The organism is Clostridium rhizosphaerae, assembly GCF_016765585.1.
Lineage (GTDB): Bacteria > Bacillota > Clostridia > Clostridiales > Clostridiaceae > Clostridium_AT > Clostridium_AT rhizosphaerae.
This window is the reverse complement of sequence record NZ_JAESWC010000004.1, coordinates 369082-384408: the sequence shown is the minus strand read 5'-3', so window position 1 is coordinate 384408 and position 15327 is coordinate 369082. Positions and strand designations below refer to the sequence as shown.

The window sequence follows — 15327 nt, the reverse complement described above, 5'->3', positions numbered from 1 at the left end:
GAAAACAACATGTCAAAACTACTTGAAGTAAATAATTTGAAAGTTTCATATCATACTTACGCCGGTGAAGTTCAGTCTGTAAGAGGAGTTTCCTTTGATTTAGACAAAGGTGAGTCACTTGCTATTGTTGGTGAATCAGGTTGCGGCAAAACTGTAACTTCAAAAACAATAATGGGGCTCATTGATACTCCTCCAGGAGAAATAAAGCAAGATAGTGAAGTATTATTTAATGGCAGGAATATACTAAAATTCAGTGAAAAGGAATGGCAGCATTATAGAGGGAAAGATGTAAGTATGATTTTTCAAGATCCTATGACTTCATTAAATCCTACTATGAGAGTTGGAAATCAAATTGCTGAAAGTTTAATAATACATAGAGGTATGAGCAAAGCTGAAGCATTACAAGAAGCAGTGAAAATGCTTGAAATGGTTAATATACCTAATGCGAAAGAAAGAATAAAACAATATCCTCATCAGTTCTCCGGTGGTATGCGACAAAGGGTTATGATAGCAATATCGCTTGCTTGTAATCCTCAATTGCTAATTGCCGATGAACCAACAACTGCGTTAGATGTAACTATACAGGCACAAATTATGGATTTATTAAAGGAATTGCAAAATAGATTAGGAACAGCAATAATTATGATTACACATGACCTTGGTGTAGTTGCAGGTATGGCCCAAAAAATTGCAGTTATGTACGCAGGCAAAATTATTGAAAAAGGCTTTGTTGATGAAATATTTGAAAATCCAAAGCATCCGTACACTTTAGCGCTGTTAAACGCTGTTCCAAAGCTAGAGTTAAAAAATAAAGAAAAACTAGTTTCTATTCAGGGTACACCACCAGATTTACTAGCACCACCTAAAGGCTGTGGTTTTGCAAGCAGATGCAAGTATTGTATGAAGATATGCAGAATTAAATATCCAGAAGTAAGCACAATAGGTGATACCCATGAGGTAGCCTGCTGGCTTCAGCATCCATTAGCCTTAAAAGTAGACTTAGCTGAAGATATAAGGAGGGAATTATAATGAAGCCTGATACTTTAGTTGAAGTTAAAAACTTAAAAAAGTATTTTAATGTTGGAAATGATAAAATACTTAAAGCTGTTGATGATGTTTCTTTTAGCATCAAAAAGGGAGAAACATTAGGTTTGGTTGGAGAGTCAGGATGTGGGAAAACCACCTGCGGAAGAACTATATTAGGAATGTATGAAGCTACAGGTGGCCAAGCGATTTTTGAAGGTAAAAATATTTATGAAATGAATAAGTCAGAGAAGAAGGCATTTAGAAAGAATGCTCAAATAATCTTTCAAGATCCATATGCATCCTTAAATCCAAGAATGACTGTAGGAGATATTATATCCGAAGGAATGAATAACTTTAAAATGTATAGTGAAAGCGATAAGCAAAATAGAATATATGAGCTTCTTCGTTTGGTTGGACTAAATAAAGAGCATGCTGGTAGATTTCCGCATGAATTCTCTGGTGGGCAAAGACAAAGAATTGGAATTGCAAGGTGTTTAGCTATTGACCCGAAATTTATAGTCTGTGATGAACCAATATCTGCCTTAGATGTATCTATTCAAGCACAAATTGTTAATTTGCTAATAACCCTGCAAAATGAATTTGATTTAACCTACTTATTTATTGCGCATGATTTATCTATGGTAAAACATATTTCAGATAGAGTTGGAGTAATGTATTTAGGGTGTATGGTGGAGCTTGCAAGCAGCGATGAACTTTATAGGAATCCACAGCATCCATATACTCAAGCGCTTCTTTCTGCAATTCCTATACCTAATCCAAGCTATGAAAGATCGAAAAAAAGAATTGCATTAGAAGGAGAAGTACCAAGTCCTATAAATCCTGAGCCTGGCTGCAGATTTAGAGCAAGGTGTAAGTATGTCAAGCCAATATGCAGTAAGGAAAATCCGTATCTTAAAGAAATAAGCTCAGGACATTATGCAGCATGTCATTTACTTTAACATGATAGATTTTAAAATAGTTCCCACTTTTAATTCCTTATATTTAAAGTAAAAAGGATTGATATAGTAAACAAAATACTATATCAATCCTTTTTATATTATTGCAGCTTCTAAAGATAATTGAATAATTATTCCACATAAACATATAAACAAAGAAACAAACATAATAACCATTCCAAGGTTTAATTTACTAAACATTTTAGTCCATGAATCTTGATATATAAGTGGACGTGTAGCATTTTTTTGAATAAAAAAACCTGAACTTATAAGAAGGCCAAAGCAGCCTATGTAATATAAATTGTTTTTTATAAAATAAAGTAATGATGAGCTTCCGTTGTTATAAAAAATATAGTAGATAGACGTAAAAAATATACATATTCCCATGGAAATAAAAAGAGCAATCTTAGTACACTTTAAAATATCTTTTAGTATTGCAAATTTCATTATTTCAACCTCCTTTTGTAAAGCCTATATAATTTATTATAGGATAAAAATTTCAGCTTTAAAATACCTTTCTATAAATATCACTGTTACTATTAATTTGTAAAATATTTATTATACACCTTTCATCAGTTTTGTTGTATTATAAACATGTTTAAATGTTTTAATAGGCAGCTTAAAGGATAAGCTTATAATAATGTTTTTAGAAGAAAGGCCTCGTATAAGAGGACATTGAGCCTGCGACTTTTTTTACTTCGCTATACTATTAAGTTTTGAAAGGGATGATTCGGTATGAGGACAGAATGGGGCGGAAAAAGATATTACAGTTTGAATTATTTTTTAAGAGAAAAGTTTGGAGAAAAGGTTTTTAAAATTTCGTTAGATGCTGGATTTTCCTGTCCAAACAGGGATGGAACTATTAGTCGCGGAGGATGCGTTTTCTGTAGTGAGAGAGGTTCGGGTGACTTCGCTGGAGACAGATGCTTTTCTATAACAAGACAGTTTGAAGATATAAAAGCAATGATGAATAAAAAATGGAAGGAAGGAAAGTATATAGCTTATTTTCAAGCATATACAAATACTTACGCCCCGGTTTCCGTTCTTCGTGAAAAGTATGAGGAAGCTGTAAGCCAAGAAGGGGTAGTAGCACTTGCTATAGCTACAAGACCAGATTGTTTAAGTGATGAAGTTTTAGATCTTTTAGAGGAATTTAATAAAAGGGTTTATGTATGGATAGAGCTTGGACTTCAAACTATAAATGATAATAGCGCTAAAATTATTAATAGAGGATACAAATTAGATGTATTTGAAGAAGCTTTAGAAAAGCTCAATAAAAGAAATATAGATGTTGTTGTTCATGCAATTTTTGGGCTTCCAGGAGAAACTCATGAGGATATGCTTGATACAGTTAAGTTTATAGCTGAAAGACAGATTAAAGGAATTAAGTTTCATCTGCTTCATCTTATGGAGGATACACCTCTAGTTAAGCTTTATGAAAAAGGAAGACTTAATTTTTTAGAACAGGAAGAATATGTTGATTTAGTATGCAGATCTATAACTATGCTGCCTCAGGATATGGTTATACACAGACTCACAGGTGATGCACCAAGAGAACTTTTAATAGGACCTATGTGGAGTCTTAAGAAGTGGGAAGTTTTAAATGCTATAGATAGAAAATTTATAGAAAAAAACTTATATCAGGGTTTGTATTTTTCTACAAAATGATACTTTTACTTTTGTAATGTTTACGAATAGATTTGTAATCCTTTAAATGATAAAATATGATTATGATAATGAAAGAGTACAAGTAAGGTATTCAGAGGGGGAAATGTATAATGGCAAATTTATCATTAAAAAACATTTACAAAATTTATCCGGGTAATGTAACAGCTGTTAGAGATTTTAATCTAGATATAGAAGATAAAGAATTCGTAGTTTTCGTTGGACCATCTGGCTGTGGTAAATCTACAACTCTTAGAATGATAGCTGGTCTAGAAGAAATATCACAAGGAGAACTTTTCATAGGAGATAGATTAGTTAATGATGTAGCTCCAAAGGATAGAGATATCGCAATGGTTTTCCAAAACTATGCTTTATATCCTCATATGAGTGTATTTGATAATATGGCATTTGGTCTTAAGTTAAGAAAAGTTCCAAAAGCTGAAATTGAGCAGAAGGTTAGAGAAGCTGCAAAGATTCTTGATATTGAGCACTTATTAGAAAGAAAACCAAAGGCACTTTCAGGCGGTCAAAGACAAAGAGTTGCTTTAGGTAGAGCTATAGTAAGGGAACCAAAGGTATTCTTAATGGATGAACCTTTATCAAACCTTGATGCTAAGCTAAGAGTTCAAATGAGAACAGAAATTTCAAAGCTTCATAAGAAATTACAAACAACTTTCATATATGTAACACATGACCAGACAGAAGCGATGACAATGGGTTCAAGAATAGTAGTTATGAAGGATGGAGTTGTTCAACAAGTTGATACTCCTCAAAAGATATATGATCATCCAGCAAATATATTTGTTGCTGGCTTTATAGGATCACCACAAATGAACTTTATTGATGCTAAAGTTGAAGAAAAGAATGGAAAAATTACTCTTGCTTTTGGAGAAGACTCAGTTGTCCTTCCAGAAGATAAAGCAGCTATAGTAAAAAAAGGTGGCTTTATAGGAAAAGATGTTATAATGGGTATAAGACCAGAGAACTTAGACGACAGTGATGATTTTATAGCTAGACATCAAGAAGCTGTAATATCTGCGTCAGTAGAAGTTACAGAACTTATGGGAGCTGAAACATATATTTATCTTTCAAAAGGAAAGGCAAATATAGTAGCGAGAGTTGACGGAAGTTCAAAAGCTAAAGCTGGCGATGTATTAAAGGTTGCTTTAGATACAAGCAAAATACATGTATTCGATAAAGAAACTGAAAATACAATAGTTTAATATATAACATTAAGGTACAAGTGCTAAATGCACTTGTACGGGTAGTCTTGCGAATGAGCAGGCATAGACTACCCAATGTTTCGACTGAAAGGAGGTTGAAGTCCTAAATGGACTTCAACGGGTAATCTTCGAGGCTAAAGTCCTAAATGGACTTTAGCGGGTAACTTACGAGCGAAGCGAATATCTTAAGTTACCCAGTGCCCGAAGGGAGCGAGTGCTCTAGATTACCCAGTGTTTCGAGTGAAAGGAGAAATAAATGTACAGTTTTCAGAGTTTTCTACAAGACTTGAATCTAAATACAGGTGTAAGGTTTAATTTGAAACTTGAAGATGGAGAGTTATTTTACTCCAGTATCAAAAATGCAGCAAGCTCTGATATTGTTTCTTCAATAATAACTTTAGGAAATTCTAGGGTTACCTTAGAAATTCCTAAGCAGTTTGAAAATTGTACATCACTTCTAAAGTATACTATTGAAAATAAATATAGAGAATTTTTTTCAATGAGGGAGCAATCCCTCATTGAAATATTAGAAGGAAAAGAAGTGGTTTCAGATAAAATAGGGAAAGCCCTTCCTTTTTTGTCTAAAGGCTGTACTTTTTTTATTATAAATGTTGATGGCAGCAGATATGAAGCTTTAAATATAATAAGACAGCTGTATACTGAAGATGAAGTTGTAAGCTTTGTATATGATGACAATATTGTAGTAATGGGAGTTTTTGAAGAAATAAATGATCACGCAAAAAGTATGAGAGAGTCTATAGTTTCAGATCTTTATTGCAGATGTTATGTAAGTTATGGTAATATAATATTTAATGCAAAAGATATTAAAAATGCTTATACTCAGGCAAAAGAGTGTTTAATTCTTAGTAAAAACTTTGGCATAAAAGAAGAAATTTTTTACTATGATAAAATGCTTTTTGAAAAAATTGTTTATAATATAAGTGTTGAGGTTAAGGGTGAACTTTTAAGCAGATTTAAAGAAAAGTTTAATCTTTTTGATAGTGAACTTATTAATACTATTGAAGAGTTTGTAAATTGTGGACTTAATATAAGTGATGCGGCAAGAAAACTTTATGTACATCGAAATACACTTATTTACAGGCTTGATAAAATAACTAAAGAAACAGGTTTTGACATAAGAAACTTTAAGGAAGCGACAGTATTTATAATTGCATTTCTTATTTGGAAAGAAAATAATTTGTAAGAGGTAATAGCTACCTCTTATTTTAATCATATTTTAGATAAACGTTTTCACTGTATTTTATTAAAAAGAGGTTTTAGGGATGAATGTAACAATAAAAGAAGTAGCAAAATATGCAGGTGTTTCACCATCAACGGTATCAAGAGTAATATCGGATAGTCCTAGAATTAGTGAAGAAACAAAAATAGTTGTTAGAGAAGCTATGGAAACACTTGGATATCATCCTAATGCCATAGCTAGAAGTTTAGTCAGCAAGTCAACCTATACTGTGGGTATTGTAATGCCGCAGTCTACAGAAAGGGCATTTTTAAATCCTTTCTTTCCACAAGCATTGAGCGGAGTTTCAGCCGCGGCTCATGAACAAGGTTACTGTATACTGCTTTCTACCGGGGTAAATGAAAAAGAGCAGCTTGAATCCATTGAAAATATAGTAATGGGTGGAAGAGTAGATGGAGTTATAATAATGTATTCCTCAGTTGATAATGAGGCTTTGGATACATTAAAAAAGCTTAGAGTTCCAGCAGTGGTTATAGGTAAACCTCTTAAACCACAGGGAGTTTTATATGTTGATAATGATAATGTTGAAGCTTCCTTTAAGGTTACAGAAGAGCTAATAAAAAATGGACATGAAAAGATAGCTTTTTTGAGTGGTTCCTTTAAGTTTGTAGTATCTTTGGATAGACTTGATGGATATATGAATGCACTTAAAAAATATAATATACCTTTTAAAAAAGAATATATATTGGAGCTTTCCGACTATATAAAAGAAGGAGCTTATGAAGTAACTAAGGAACTTCTTGAAAGAAAAGATAGACCTACAGCGCTTGTAGTCACAGATGATGTTATGGCATTTGGAGCTATGGATGCAATTAAGAGAAAAGGTCTTAAGATTCCAGAGGACATTGAAATAATGAGCTTTAACAATGTTCCTACTGCAGAGCTCACAAGTCCGAGCCTAACTTCGGTTGATATAGATGCCTTTAATTTAGGCTATGAGGCTTCAAAGCTTATTATAGAAAAAATAAAAGGTGAAGCTGCAAAGGATAGAGTGATTGTACCTACGAAGATTATTTACAGAGAGTCTTCAAAGTAGTATTGACTATTGCCCTTTCATTATCAATAAAAATAAAAAAGGCTGCTTAATTCAAGCTGTTATGAATTAGGCAGCCTTTTTGGCTTATTTTTAAAATAAGCTATAACTAGAGTAATAATAGGTACAATAATCTGGAGTGGGACATGAATGTACTTAACAGTAAAATCAAGACCAATTTTAATGTGTTGAGGGTAACTTCTAGCTATTAATTCAGAATATATCAATATCATAATACCAAAAGGAAAAGCCAAATAACGCTGATTCCTTACTTTAAAAAGCTGTGCTGTTCCTAGTATGGAAACGTACATGAATATACTTATTTTCATAAAACCTCCAGTAACCAAAGTGACTACTATAAGTATATCTAACCTGTCTAAGAAACCTCCTACATGAATAAGTCTTAGAGTTTCTAATAATGGAAAGTTAGTTGTGGTTGAGTAATTTACACCAAGGCCAGCAATAAAAAGTACTGATATAGAGGATAGGGCAATGCCCTCTGCGACTACCACCCAAGGTACAATTTTTTTTATTTTTTGAGGTTCATTTAAAGTCCTATATAACATTGAAAAAGCAATAAACTCTCCAAAGGGAAAAGCAATAAGCTTCCAGCTTTTTAGACTTTCGGCTATTAGACCATCTTCTAAAATAGGAAGGAGCCTATTAAATACAAGCATATTTTTAGAGGAAAAAAGTAATATGTATGCAGTGATAAGTCCTAATATCATTAGTGGGAAGAGTATTTCAGCGGCCCTGCATATAGTTTCAAAACCAGTTGAAATTCCATAGGTTACTGTTAAAATTAACAAGACGCCGATAAAGATCCTAGATGTATGAGGCATTGCAGATATAGTAATAAGACCGGTAAAATCTCTAAGAACTCTTGCTGAGAGGTATTCAAAATATAAAATATATAGGACACTAAAGAAAATCCCTAAATATTTACCCCAAATCTTAGGCATATAGCTAACTAGAGTATCTTTAGGATAATATTTAAAAATTCTAATATGTACTTGTTGAAGTAGTAAGCCTGGAAGGATGTAAATAAGAATAACAAGCCAAGCATCCTGTTTTGCATCTGGTGCAAGAAAGAAAAGTACAGCACTGCCATAAGGAAGTATAAACATAGTTGCAAATAATTGATAAGGTGATATTTTTCTTTCCATGGGTTCACTTTCCTTTCCTATTATTTTGAAGACTTGTTGCTAAGACCGGTGCTTCTAATTGTGCTGTTTACATTTACTTTTATCTCTATGTTTGGATACAATGAATCCCAATTCTTTTGGACTTTTTTCCACTCCTTAGGATAGCTCCTATGAACAGCTTCTCCAAAACCGAAAATATCTAAGCCAAGATCATCTTTAGATTTATTTAAGGCAAGTTCTATTTCACTTTTTATAGCCTTGCTTTGTTCTTTGCCTATTCTATCTAATATTTCTGGCTGCTTAACAGGGTCAATCTTTGCAGATATTCGTCTTACATCAGATGTAACCTTAATATTTATCTCTATAGTTATTTTGTCTCCATCTACTATAGACTTAACTTTATTTGAAGACTTTACTATTTCACAGGATACCTTGCCAAATTCCTCAGAAACAAAAGTTACACTTCCAACTTCTACCTTGCCATTAACCCACTGGAGGCCTCTCGTTTCTTTATCTGTAAGATAACCTGCTAATTTGTCCTTTTTGAAAACGGCAGTTCCAGCTATAACAAAGGTTTTGTCAGGGGTATCCTCTGTGGGCTTGCTGGCATTAATAACTGCTAATACAGAAGAGGTTGTATCACTGGTTAAAGAATTTTCAAAGTCCAGCATATAACTAAAAGGTCTATAGCCTATCATTTCCTGTCTAAGAAATAGGTTTTCGACAACTATAGCCGGAATAGGACTTTTTGGAGTCTGAAGTTTTACTATTTCTGAGGCTTTACCTTTTGTAATAAGGATTGGAGTGTTTAATCTGAATTCTTCAATTCTTATAAATGAATCCACTAAATTTCCTATTCCTTTTCTTGCCAGGGACTCTCCTATAACAATATATTTTGTGTGCCCAAAATGCTGTACCTGACTCATTGATTTAGATGCTTGAAAAACGGCATCAAAGAAGGTATCTCCAATACCAGACAGCACTATTACATCTTTACCGCTGCCTCCTTCAACTCCTCCAGTTTGCTGACCAGAAACATTTGGATTTAAAAGCTGCATAGTTACCTCAATTCTATCATCAGGAGTTGAGTCTACACCTAATGCGAGCACTATAAATAATCGCTGTATTTCCTTTTTATTTCCTGAACAACCTATAGCCGAAAAGGAAATGCTTATTATAAGGAAACACAAAAGCATTTTTTTCCATAACATATACATTCCTCATTTTTATTAATTAGTTTTGATGCTCCTTATTTTCTTGGGTTATAGGATTAGTGGCGGGCCTTCCTTTTCTTCTGTAAGAATCCTTCCAGGTAATAGTCTTAGGAAGTTTTTTGAGGCTCCACAAGGGAGCTCGAATAAATATATCTTTTAATTCATTTGGTTTTAATGGTCCCGCAGGAGCTAAAAATGGAACGCCGAAGGAACGAAGTGACAATAGATGCATTATTATTGCTATAAGTCCACAGGTTAAGCCTACCATTCCACCAAAGCCGCCTAAAATAAGTAATAAAACGCGGACATAGGAAAGTGGAAGCTGAAGTTCTACAGTAGGAACTGCAAGTGATGCGACAGCCGAGAAAGCAACTACTATTATCATATGAGCGCTTACTATACCGGCATTTATTGCTGCCTGACCAAGAACCAGACCGCCGACTATACTTACAGATTGACCCATGGTTTTTGGCATTCTAACATCCGCTTCCTGTAGAACCAAATAGGTAGTAAGCATAAATAAGGCCTCAAACATTGGTGGAAAAGGAATGTTTGCCCTACCTCGTACAACACTTATGATGAGCGAGGTTGGAAGAAGTTCTTGATGATAAGTTATTAAGGAAACATAAGCGCTTGGAAGTGCTAAAGATAAAGCAAATGCCAGCATTCTAACCCATCTGTTCAGTGTAGCAACATAAAACCTTAGATAATAGTCGTCAGGCGACATGAAGTATTCTCCAAAGATAGAAGGTATAGATAAGGCTACTGGTATTGTATCTACGAAGATTATTATTCTCCCTTCTAATATTTTACCTGCAGCTACATCAGGTTTTTCTGTTCTAAATATAGTTGGAAAAATGCTAAAAGGATTATCTTCTATGTATTCTTCTATATAGCTTGCGCCAAGTACGGAATCTATGTCGATTTTATTTATTCTATTTCTAACCTCATCTACTATTTTTTCATTTGCTATATTTGACATATACATCATAGTAATGTTGGTTTTAGTTTCCTTTCCAGCCTTAAAGCCTTCAGTTTTAAGATTAGGGCTCTTAATTTTCTTTCTAACTAAACATATATTAGTTCCATGAGATTCGATAAAACCTTCTCTAGGTCCCCTTAATATGCTTTCTGTTGGAGGAATATCTACTGCTCTAGCAGGAGGCTTTTTAATGTCTACAGTAAAAGCTTTATTTATTCCATTAACAAATAGGACTAGTTCTCCCTCAACTATAGCATCCACAATTTTATTCATATCATCTAGCAAGTCATCCTCTGCTACTCCCAAAAGAGACATGCAGTAGGCTTTAATATCTGTTGAAAAATCTGAACTTTGAGGAGCTTGCGTAAACTTTCTTAAAATAGTATCTTCTATAAGCTCTGTTGGTATCATATTTGCAACATATATGCACACAGCTTTGTAGTTTGGATTGCTTGTAATATTAAGTTCTCTAAGCATTATATCTGAACATTTTTGAAAGACTGTTGTAATGTATCTCTTATTTTTCTCAATATCTGTAGAAGGTGTAAGTTTTTTGCTTGCAGCTGAATTATTAGTTGTATTATTAAAGCTTTTATTAATAGCTGTTTCTATATCTTTATACTGAATCCCACTAGATTTATCTGATTTATATAATAATTTCTTTATAATATTAAACATGTAAATATCACCTGTTTCTTTGCTAAAAGTCTTTTATAACTTATTTTGTGTGAAAATCTTATAGTTATACCTTAACAATAATGATAAGTATATACTGAGAAAAATTACAAATAATAACTATGAGCGAAGGGGAGATGAGCTATGAATTTTTCAAATAGTCTTATGCAAAATATAATTATGCTAAAAGAAGTGTTCAAGAACGATGATACAATTAAGTTTAGAGAATTTGATAATAAATATAGCAAGGCTTTAAAATATTGTGTTATTTATGCAGATGGAATGATAAACAAACAAATAGTAGACGAATATATAATAGAAAAATTAATGAATACTAATTTTGAGGATATCAATACTCAACAGACTTTATCACCTCAAAATATATTAGATACCATAATTAAAAGGGTTATTATTGTAGGAGAAGGGAAGAAAAGCAAGGATATTGATGAAGCCTTAAAGGATATGTTGTATGGGGATACCATTATTTTGATAGATGGCATACCGGAAGCACTTGCATTTGATACGAAGGGTTGGCCTGTAAGGGCGATAGCAGAACCGCCTTCCGAAAAGGTAGTAAGAGGCTCAAGAGAAGGCTTCACTGAAAGCATAATGAGTAACACTACATTAATAAGAAGAAGGGTTAGAAATAAAGATCTCAAATTTGACTTTATGGAAATCGGTACTAGAACTAAAACAAAGGTGGCTGTATGTTATATAGAAGGCTTAGCCAAAGAAGAAATTTTAAAGGAGCTAAGAACGAGGCTTCAAAATATAGATATTGATGGAGTTATTGAATCGGAATACATTGAAGAATACATAAAGGATGCTCCCTTATCACTTTTTAAAACTATAGGAAATACAGAAAGTCCTGATGTTGTAGCAGGAAAACTGCTTGAAGGAAGAATAGCTGTTCTTTGCGATGGCACACCATTTGTGCTTACTCTTCCGTATATATTTCTAGAATATTTTCAGATTTACGAGGATTATTTTAATAATTACATATATTCATCTTTCAATAGAATGATGAGATTTTTAGCGTTTTTCTTAGGGGTCAGCGTTCCAGCCTTATACATAGCTGTGACTACTTATCACCAAGAGCTCATACAAACTTCACTGCTTCTTAGCATATATGCCTCAAGACTTGGTATCCCGTTTCCTATAGTTGTTGAGGCAATAGTAATGCTTATAGGCTTTGACATATTAAGGGAGGCCGGAACTAGGCTTCCACAGCCTATAGGGCAGGCTGTAAGCATAGTTGGGGCGCTTATACTTGGAGATGCGGCAGTAAATGCAAGAATTATTAGTGCGCCTATGGTAATAATAGTTGCAATAACAGGTATATCTTCCTTTTTAATTCCAAAAATGTTAGGTGTGTTTATGGTAGTAAGACTTATATTTTTAATTCTTGCATCTTTATTAGGCTTGTATGGATATATGTTTGGAATAATAGGATTATTTATCTACCTAGTATCCTTAAGATCTTTTGGAATACCCTATATGACTAGTATGGCAAATATTAGTTCAGAGACTGTAAGAGATACAACAATTAGGGTTCCTTGGTGGCTCATGAACTATAGACCTAAGCTTATACCTAAACAGAGAAGACGTCAAAGTAAGATTAAGGGACAGAAAGGAAGGAGTTAATGAAACAAATAAAAAAAGTATTGTTTATTTTATTTATAATTAGCAGCAGCTTTCTTAATACTTCCTGTTGGGACTATAAAGATGTTGAAAGGCTTAATGTTGTAATGAGTTTTGCAGTGGATAAAGATGTAAAGACAAAGGAATATATTTTAACAGTTGAAGTTGCAAGACCTGAGTCAGGTCAAAATCAAGCCAAGTATATGTCAGATATTTATGAAAGCAGAGGAAGCACATTGTTCTATGCTGTGAGAAATCTTATACCTAGAATAGGTAAAAAAGCATTCTGGAGCCATGTTGAGATAGGAATTCTAGGAAAAGGAGTCGTTTCAGAGGATATTACTCCTGCAATAGATTTTTTCTACAGAGACCCTGAAGCAAGAGGTGATATGTTTATTTTGGTTTCTAAAAAGGAAACTGCAAAGGAAATACTAGAAACAGCTCATAATCCCCAAGAGTTAAGAGCTACAAAGCTCAGATATGTAATGGAAAACCAAAAAAACTCACCTAGGTTTCCAAAAACACAGCTGAAAGATTTGATAGAAAACTTTGAAAGCAAAGATAATGCTATATTAATTCCACTTGTTGATATAAAAGAAGCAAATGATAGTATGACAACAGAAATTAGCGGAAGTGCTATTTTAAAATATGACAGAGTTGTGGGATATTTAAATCCAGAAGAAACACAATATGCGCTTTGGGCTATGAATAAACTGGACGGAGGACTTCTTGTTGTGCAAAATGTAGGAGAAAGTAATAACAACATTACCTTTGAAGTATTTAAAAATGCAACAAAAGTAAAGACATATTATAGCAATGAAAACCTTAAAATTAAACTATCTGCATCAACTACTGTAAACATCGGGGAAGAGAGCGGAGATGTGCAGTTTCAAAAAAAAGAAGAAAAAGAAAAAATAAAAAATCAGTCTGAAAAAATTTTAGAAGATAGGCTCAAATATGTAATCAAAAAAATGCAGACGGAATATAAAAGCGACGTGTTTTCCTTTGGACAAAAGGTTGAGATTCAAAACACTAAGCTTTGGAAGGAATTAAAACCTAAATGGAGCGAGGAGTTCTCAAGCTTGCCTGTGGAAGTGGATGTAGAGTTATTAATACAGGGAAGTGCTATGACTACTCAACCCACAAAGGGGGAAAAGTAATTGATAAAGGCAGTGCCTGTAATATTGATATATGTATTTTTATACTTTATAGAATTAAGTGAACTAAAGAGGAAAAAGCAGAAGAAGCAGATGATAGTTTTTTTTCTAACTATGCTTATACCTTTGGTGCTTAGTATAAGTATAGTCATAGGCGTAAATATGCCAACTATAAGTTCTATTACCCGAAAGCTGATTCCACCTATTATTAAACAAAATTAGGAGAAATAAAATGAATAGAGAAATAATTTCAAGTAGACAAGGAATAGTTTTAATGATGTTGTTTATGTTTGGAAGTACCTTTGTTGTCGGGGCTGGAGGCGAGGCAAAAAAGGATATGTGGCTTGCTATCATATTAGCCATGATAGCAGTTATGCCGATGTGCTTAATCTATGCAAATCTTATTTCGAGCTTTCCAGGAAAGGATTTATACGATATTTTGATTTTAACCTTTGGAAAGTCTATAGGCAAGATTATAATGCTTGTATATATTTTTTATGCTTTACACTTAGGTGGTCTGGTACTTTATGATTTTAATGAATTTATAAGTACTGTAGGCCTGGGGGGCACTCCAAGAATTGTACCGGGCAGCATTATAATGCTTCTATGTGTATGTATGATTAAACAAGGTATTGAGGGATTAGGAAGATGGGGGGAGATATTATTACCAATACTCCTATTTATAATATTCATGGCACTCATCCTATCGATACCAAATTTAAAAGCAGGTAATATTCTTCCGGTATTAGAAGATGGTATAACACCGGTCATAAAAGGTGCTGTATCTACATTTTCGTTTCCGATGGCAGAAACTGTCTTATTTACTTTTGTGCTTTCTTCACTAAAAAGTACTAAGGATGCCTATAGAACGTATATCCTTGCTATTATCATTGCCGGCAGTGTGATACTTCTTTCAGCAATAAGAAATACTATGGTGCTGGGCTCATACGTAATATCCTTAAATTATTATCCAACCTTTGTTGCTGTAGCTAGAATAAATATAGGGAATTTTTTACAAAGACTGGAATCTGCTGTAGCAATAAATTTTCTTATCACAGGTTTTGTTAAAATAAGCATATGCTTGTTAGCAGCGTCTAAAGGGATTTCAAAGTTATTTAACTTTGATGACTATAGATTTATTGTTGTTCCAGCCGGTCTCATAATATTAAATTTCAGCTTTATTGTAACAAAAGATGCTATGGAACTAAGAAGTTGGAGTGAGGTTGAACCATATTATGCAGCAATATTTCAAGTAATATTACCGATTATAATATTTATCTGTTCTAAGCTAAGGTATGGAAAAGTTTATAATAAGGGTATACAATAAAGATAAGCAATAACATTTAAAAAAG

14 protein-coding genes are annotated in these 15327 nt (G+C 33.3%); 10 read left to right on the top strand and 4 right to left on the bottom strand.

Going from position 1 to position 15327, the window contains the following annotated elements; genetic code table 11:
• Positions 1-9 precede the first annotated feature (9 nt).
• Entirely contained in the window at positions 10-1029 is a 1020-nt protein-coding gene (locus tag JK636_RS11840) for an ABC transporter ATP-binding protein (protein ID WP_202749206.1), read from the top strand.
• Positions 1029-1985 carry an ABC transporter ATP-binding protein gene (locus JK636_RS11835; RefSeq protein ID WP_202749205.1) on the top strand — a complete coding sequence of 319 codons (957 nt, stop codon included), beginning with the start codon at positions 1029-1031 and terminating at the stop codon, positions 1983-1985. Before JK636_RS11840 ends, JK636_RS11835 begins: the two co-directional genes overlap by 1 nt.
• A 93-nt stretch (positions 1986-2078) precedes the next feature.
• On the opposite strand, the gene JK636_RS11830 is transcribed toward JK636_RS11835, so the two are convergent.
• Positions 2079-2429 carry a hypothetical protein gene (locus tag JK636_RS11830; RefSeq protein ID WP_202749204.1) on the bottom strand — a complete coding sequence of 117 codons (351 nt, stop codon included), beginning with the start codon at positions 2427-2429 and terminating at the stop codon, positions 2079-2081.
• Positions 2430-2717: 288 nt separating this feature from the next.
• Here JK636_RS11830 and mnmL point away from each other — a divergent pair, with 288 nt between their 5' ends.
• The 4 genes from mnmL to JK636_RS11810 all read left to right on the top strand — a co-directional run bounded on the left by mnmL (position 2718) and on the right by JK636_RS11810 (position 7164).
• Positions 2718-3650, top strand: coding sequence for a tRNA modification radical SAM protein MnmL/YtqA (mnmL, locus tag JK636_RS11825; RefSeq protein ID WP_202749203.1), 933 nt, complete (start codon positions 2718-2720; stop codon positions 3648-3650).
• 110 nt (positions 3651-3760) lie between these two features.
• Complete coding sequence (locus JK636_RS11820; protein ID WP_202749202.1) at positions 3761-4870, top strand: ABC transporter ATP-binding protein; 1110 nt, start codon at positions 3761-3763, stop codon at positions 4868-4870.
• Between the two features lie 256 nt (positions 4871-5126).
• Positions 5127-6074, top strand: a complete 948-nt coding sequence (locus JK636_RS11815; protein WP_202749201.1) for a PucR family transcriptional regulator — start codon at positions 5127-5129, stop codon at positions 6072-6074.
• Positions 6075-6153: 79 nt separating this feature from the next.
• Entirely contained in the window at positions 6154-7164 is a 1011-nt protein-coding gene (locus JK636_RS11810; RefSeq protein ID WP_202749200.1) for a LacI family DNA-binding transcriptional regulator, read from the top strand.
• A gap of 59 nt (positions 7165-7223) precedes the next feature.
• Here JK636_RS11810 and JK636_RS11805 read toward each other — a convergent pair whose 3' ends face one another.
• Genes JK636_RS11805 through JK636_RS11795 form a run of 3 tightly spaced genes read right to left on the bottom strand, consistent with a single transcriptional unit; the run spans position 7224 to position 11180 of the window.
• Positions 7224-8327, bottom strand: a complete 1104-nt coding sequence (locus tag JK636_RS11805; protein WP_202749199.1) for a GerAB/ArcD/ProY family transporter — start codon at positions 8325-8327, stop codon at positions 7224-7226.
• 20 nt (positions 8328-8347) lie between these two features.
• Entirely contained in the window at positions 8348-9517 is a 1170-nt protein-coding gene (locus JK636_RS11800) for a Ger(x)C family spore germination protein (RefSeq protein WP_202749198.1), read from the bottom strand.
• 22 nt (positions 9518-9539) lie between these two features.
• Positions 9540-11180 (bottom strand): spore germination protein, encoded by a 1641-nt coding sequence (locus JK636_RS11795; protein WP_202749197.1) that lies wholly within the window; start codon positions 11178-11180, stop codon positions 9540-9542.
• Between the two features lie 141 nt (positions 11181-11321).
• On the opposite strand from JK636_RS11795, the gene JK636_RS11790 reads away from it, so the two are divergent.
• The 4 genes from JK636_RS11790 to JK636_RS11775 are packed head-to-tail and all read left to right on the top strand — an operon-like array spanning position 11322 to position 15302.
• Entirely contained in the window at positions 11322-12821 is a 1500-nt protein-coding gene (locus JK636_RS11790) for a spore germination protein (RefSeq protein ID WP_202749196.1), read from the top strand.
• Positions 12821-13978 carry a Ger(x)C family spore germination protein gene (locus JK636_RS11785; protein ID WP_202749195.1) on the top strand — a complete coding sequence of 386 codons (1158 nt, stop codon included), beginning with the start codon at positions 12821-12823 and terminating at the stop codon, positions 13976-13978. Before JK636_RS11790 ends, JK636_RS11785 begins: the two co-directional genes overlap by 1 nt.
• Positions 13979-14197 (top strand): hypothetical protein, encoded by a 219-nt coding sequence (locus tag JK636_RS11780; protein ID WP_202749194.1) that lies wholly within the window; start codon positions 13979-13981, stop codon positions 14195-14197.
• 10 nt (positions 14198-14207) lie between these two features.
• Complete coding sequence (locus JK636_RS11775; RefSeq protein ID WP_202749193.1) at positions 14208-15302, top strand: GerAB/ArcD/ProY family transporter; 1095 nt, start codon at positions 14208-14210, stop codon at positions 15300-15302.
• Positions 15303-15327 lie beyond the last annotated feature (25 nt).

Coding starts and splice junctions, on each gene's coding strand:
- JK636_RS11795 (WP_202749197.1), bottom strand. CDS start 11,180: ATGTTTAATATTATAAAGAAATTATTATATAAATCAGATAAATCTAGT.
- JK636_RS11810 (WP_202749200.1), top strand. CDS start 6,154: ATGAATGTAACAATAAAAGAAGTAGCAAAATATGCAGGTGTTTCACCA.
- JK636_RS11800 (WP_202749198.1), bottom strand. CDS start 9,517: ATGTTATGGAAAAAAATGCTTTTGTGTTTCCTTATAATAAGCATTTCC.
- JK636_RS11820 (WP_202749202.1), top strand. CDS start 3,761: ATGGCAAATTTATCATTAAAAAACATTTACAAAATTTATCCGGGTAAT.
- JK636_RS11835 (WP_202749205.1), top strand. CDS start 1,029: ATGAAGCCTGATACTTTAGTTGAAGTTAAAAACTTAAAAAAGTATTTT.
- JK636_RS11830 (WP_202749204.1), bottom strand. CDS start 2,429: ATGAAATTTGCAATACTAAAAGATATTTTAAAGTGTACTAAGATTGCT.
- JK636_RS11790 (WP_202749196.1), top strand. CDS start 11,322: ATGAATTTTTCAAATAGTCTTATGCAAAATATAATTATGCTAAAAGAA.
- JK636_RS11815 (WP_202749201.1), top strand. CDS start 5,127: ATGTACAGTTTTCAGAGTTTTCTACAAGACTTGAATCTAAATACAGGT.
- JK636_RS11805 (WP_202749199.1), bottom strand. CDS start 8,327: ATGGAAAGAAAAATATCACCTTATCAATTATTTGCAACTATGTTTATA.
- mnmL (WP_202749203.1), top strand. CDS start 2,718: ATGAGGACAGAATGGGGCGGAAAAAGATATTACAGTTTGAATTATTTT.
- JK636_RS11785 (WP_202749195.1), top strand. CDS start 12,821: ATGAAACAAATAAAAAAAGTATTGTTTATTTTATTTATAATTAGCAGC.
- JK636_RS11775 (WP_202749193.1), top strand. CDS start 14,208: ATGAATAGAGAAATAATTTCAAGTAGACAAGGAATAGTTTTAATGATG.
- JK636_RS11840 (WP_202749206.1), top strand. CDS start 10: ATGTCAAAACTACTTGAAGTAAATAATTTGAAAGTTTCATATCATACT.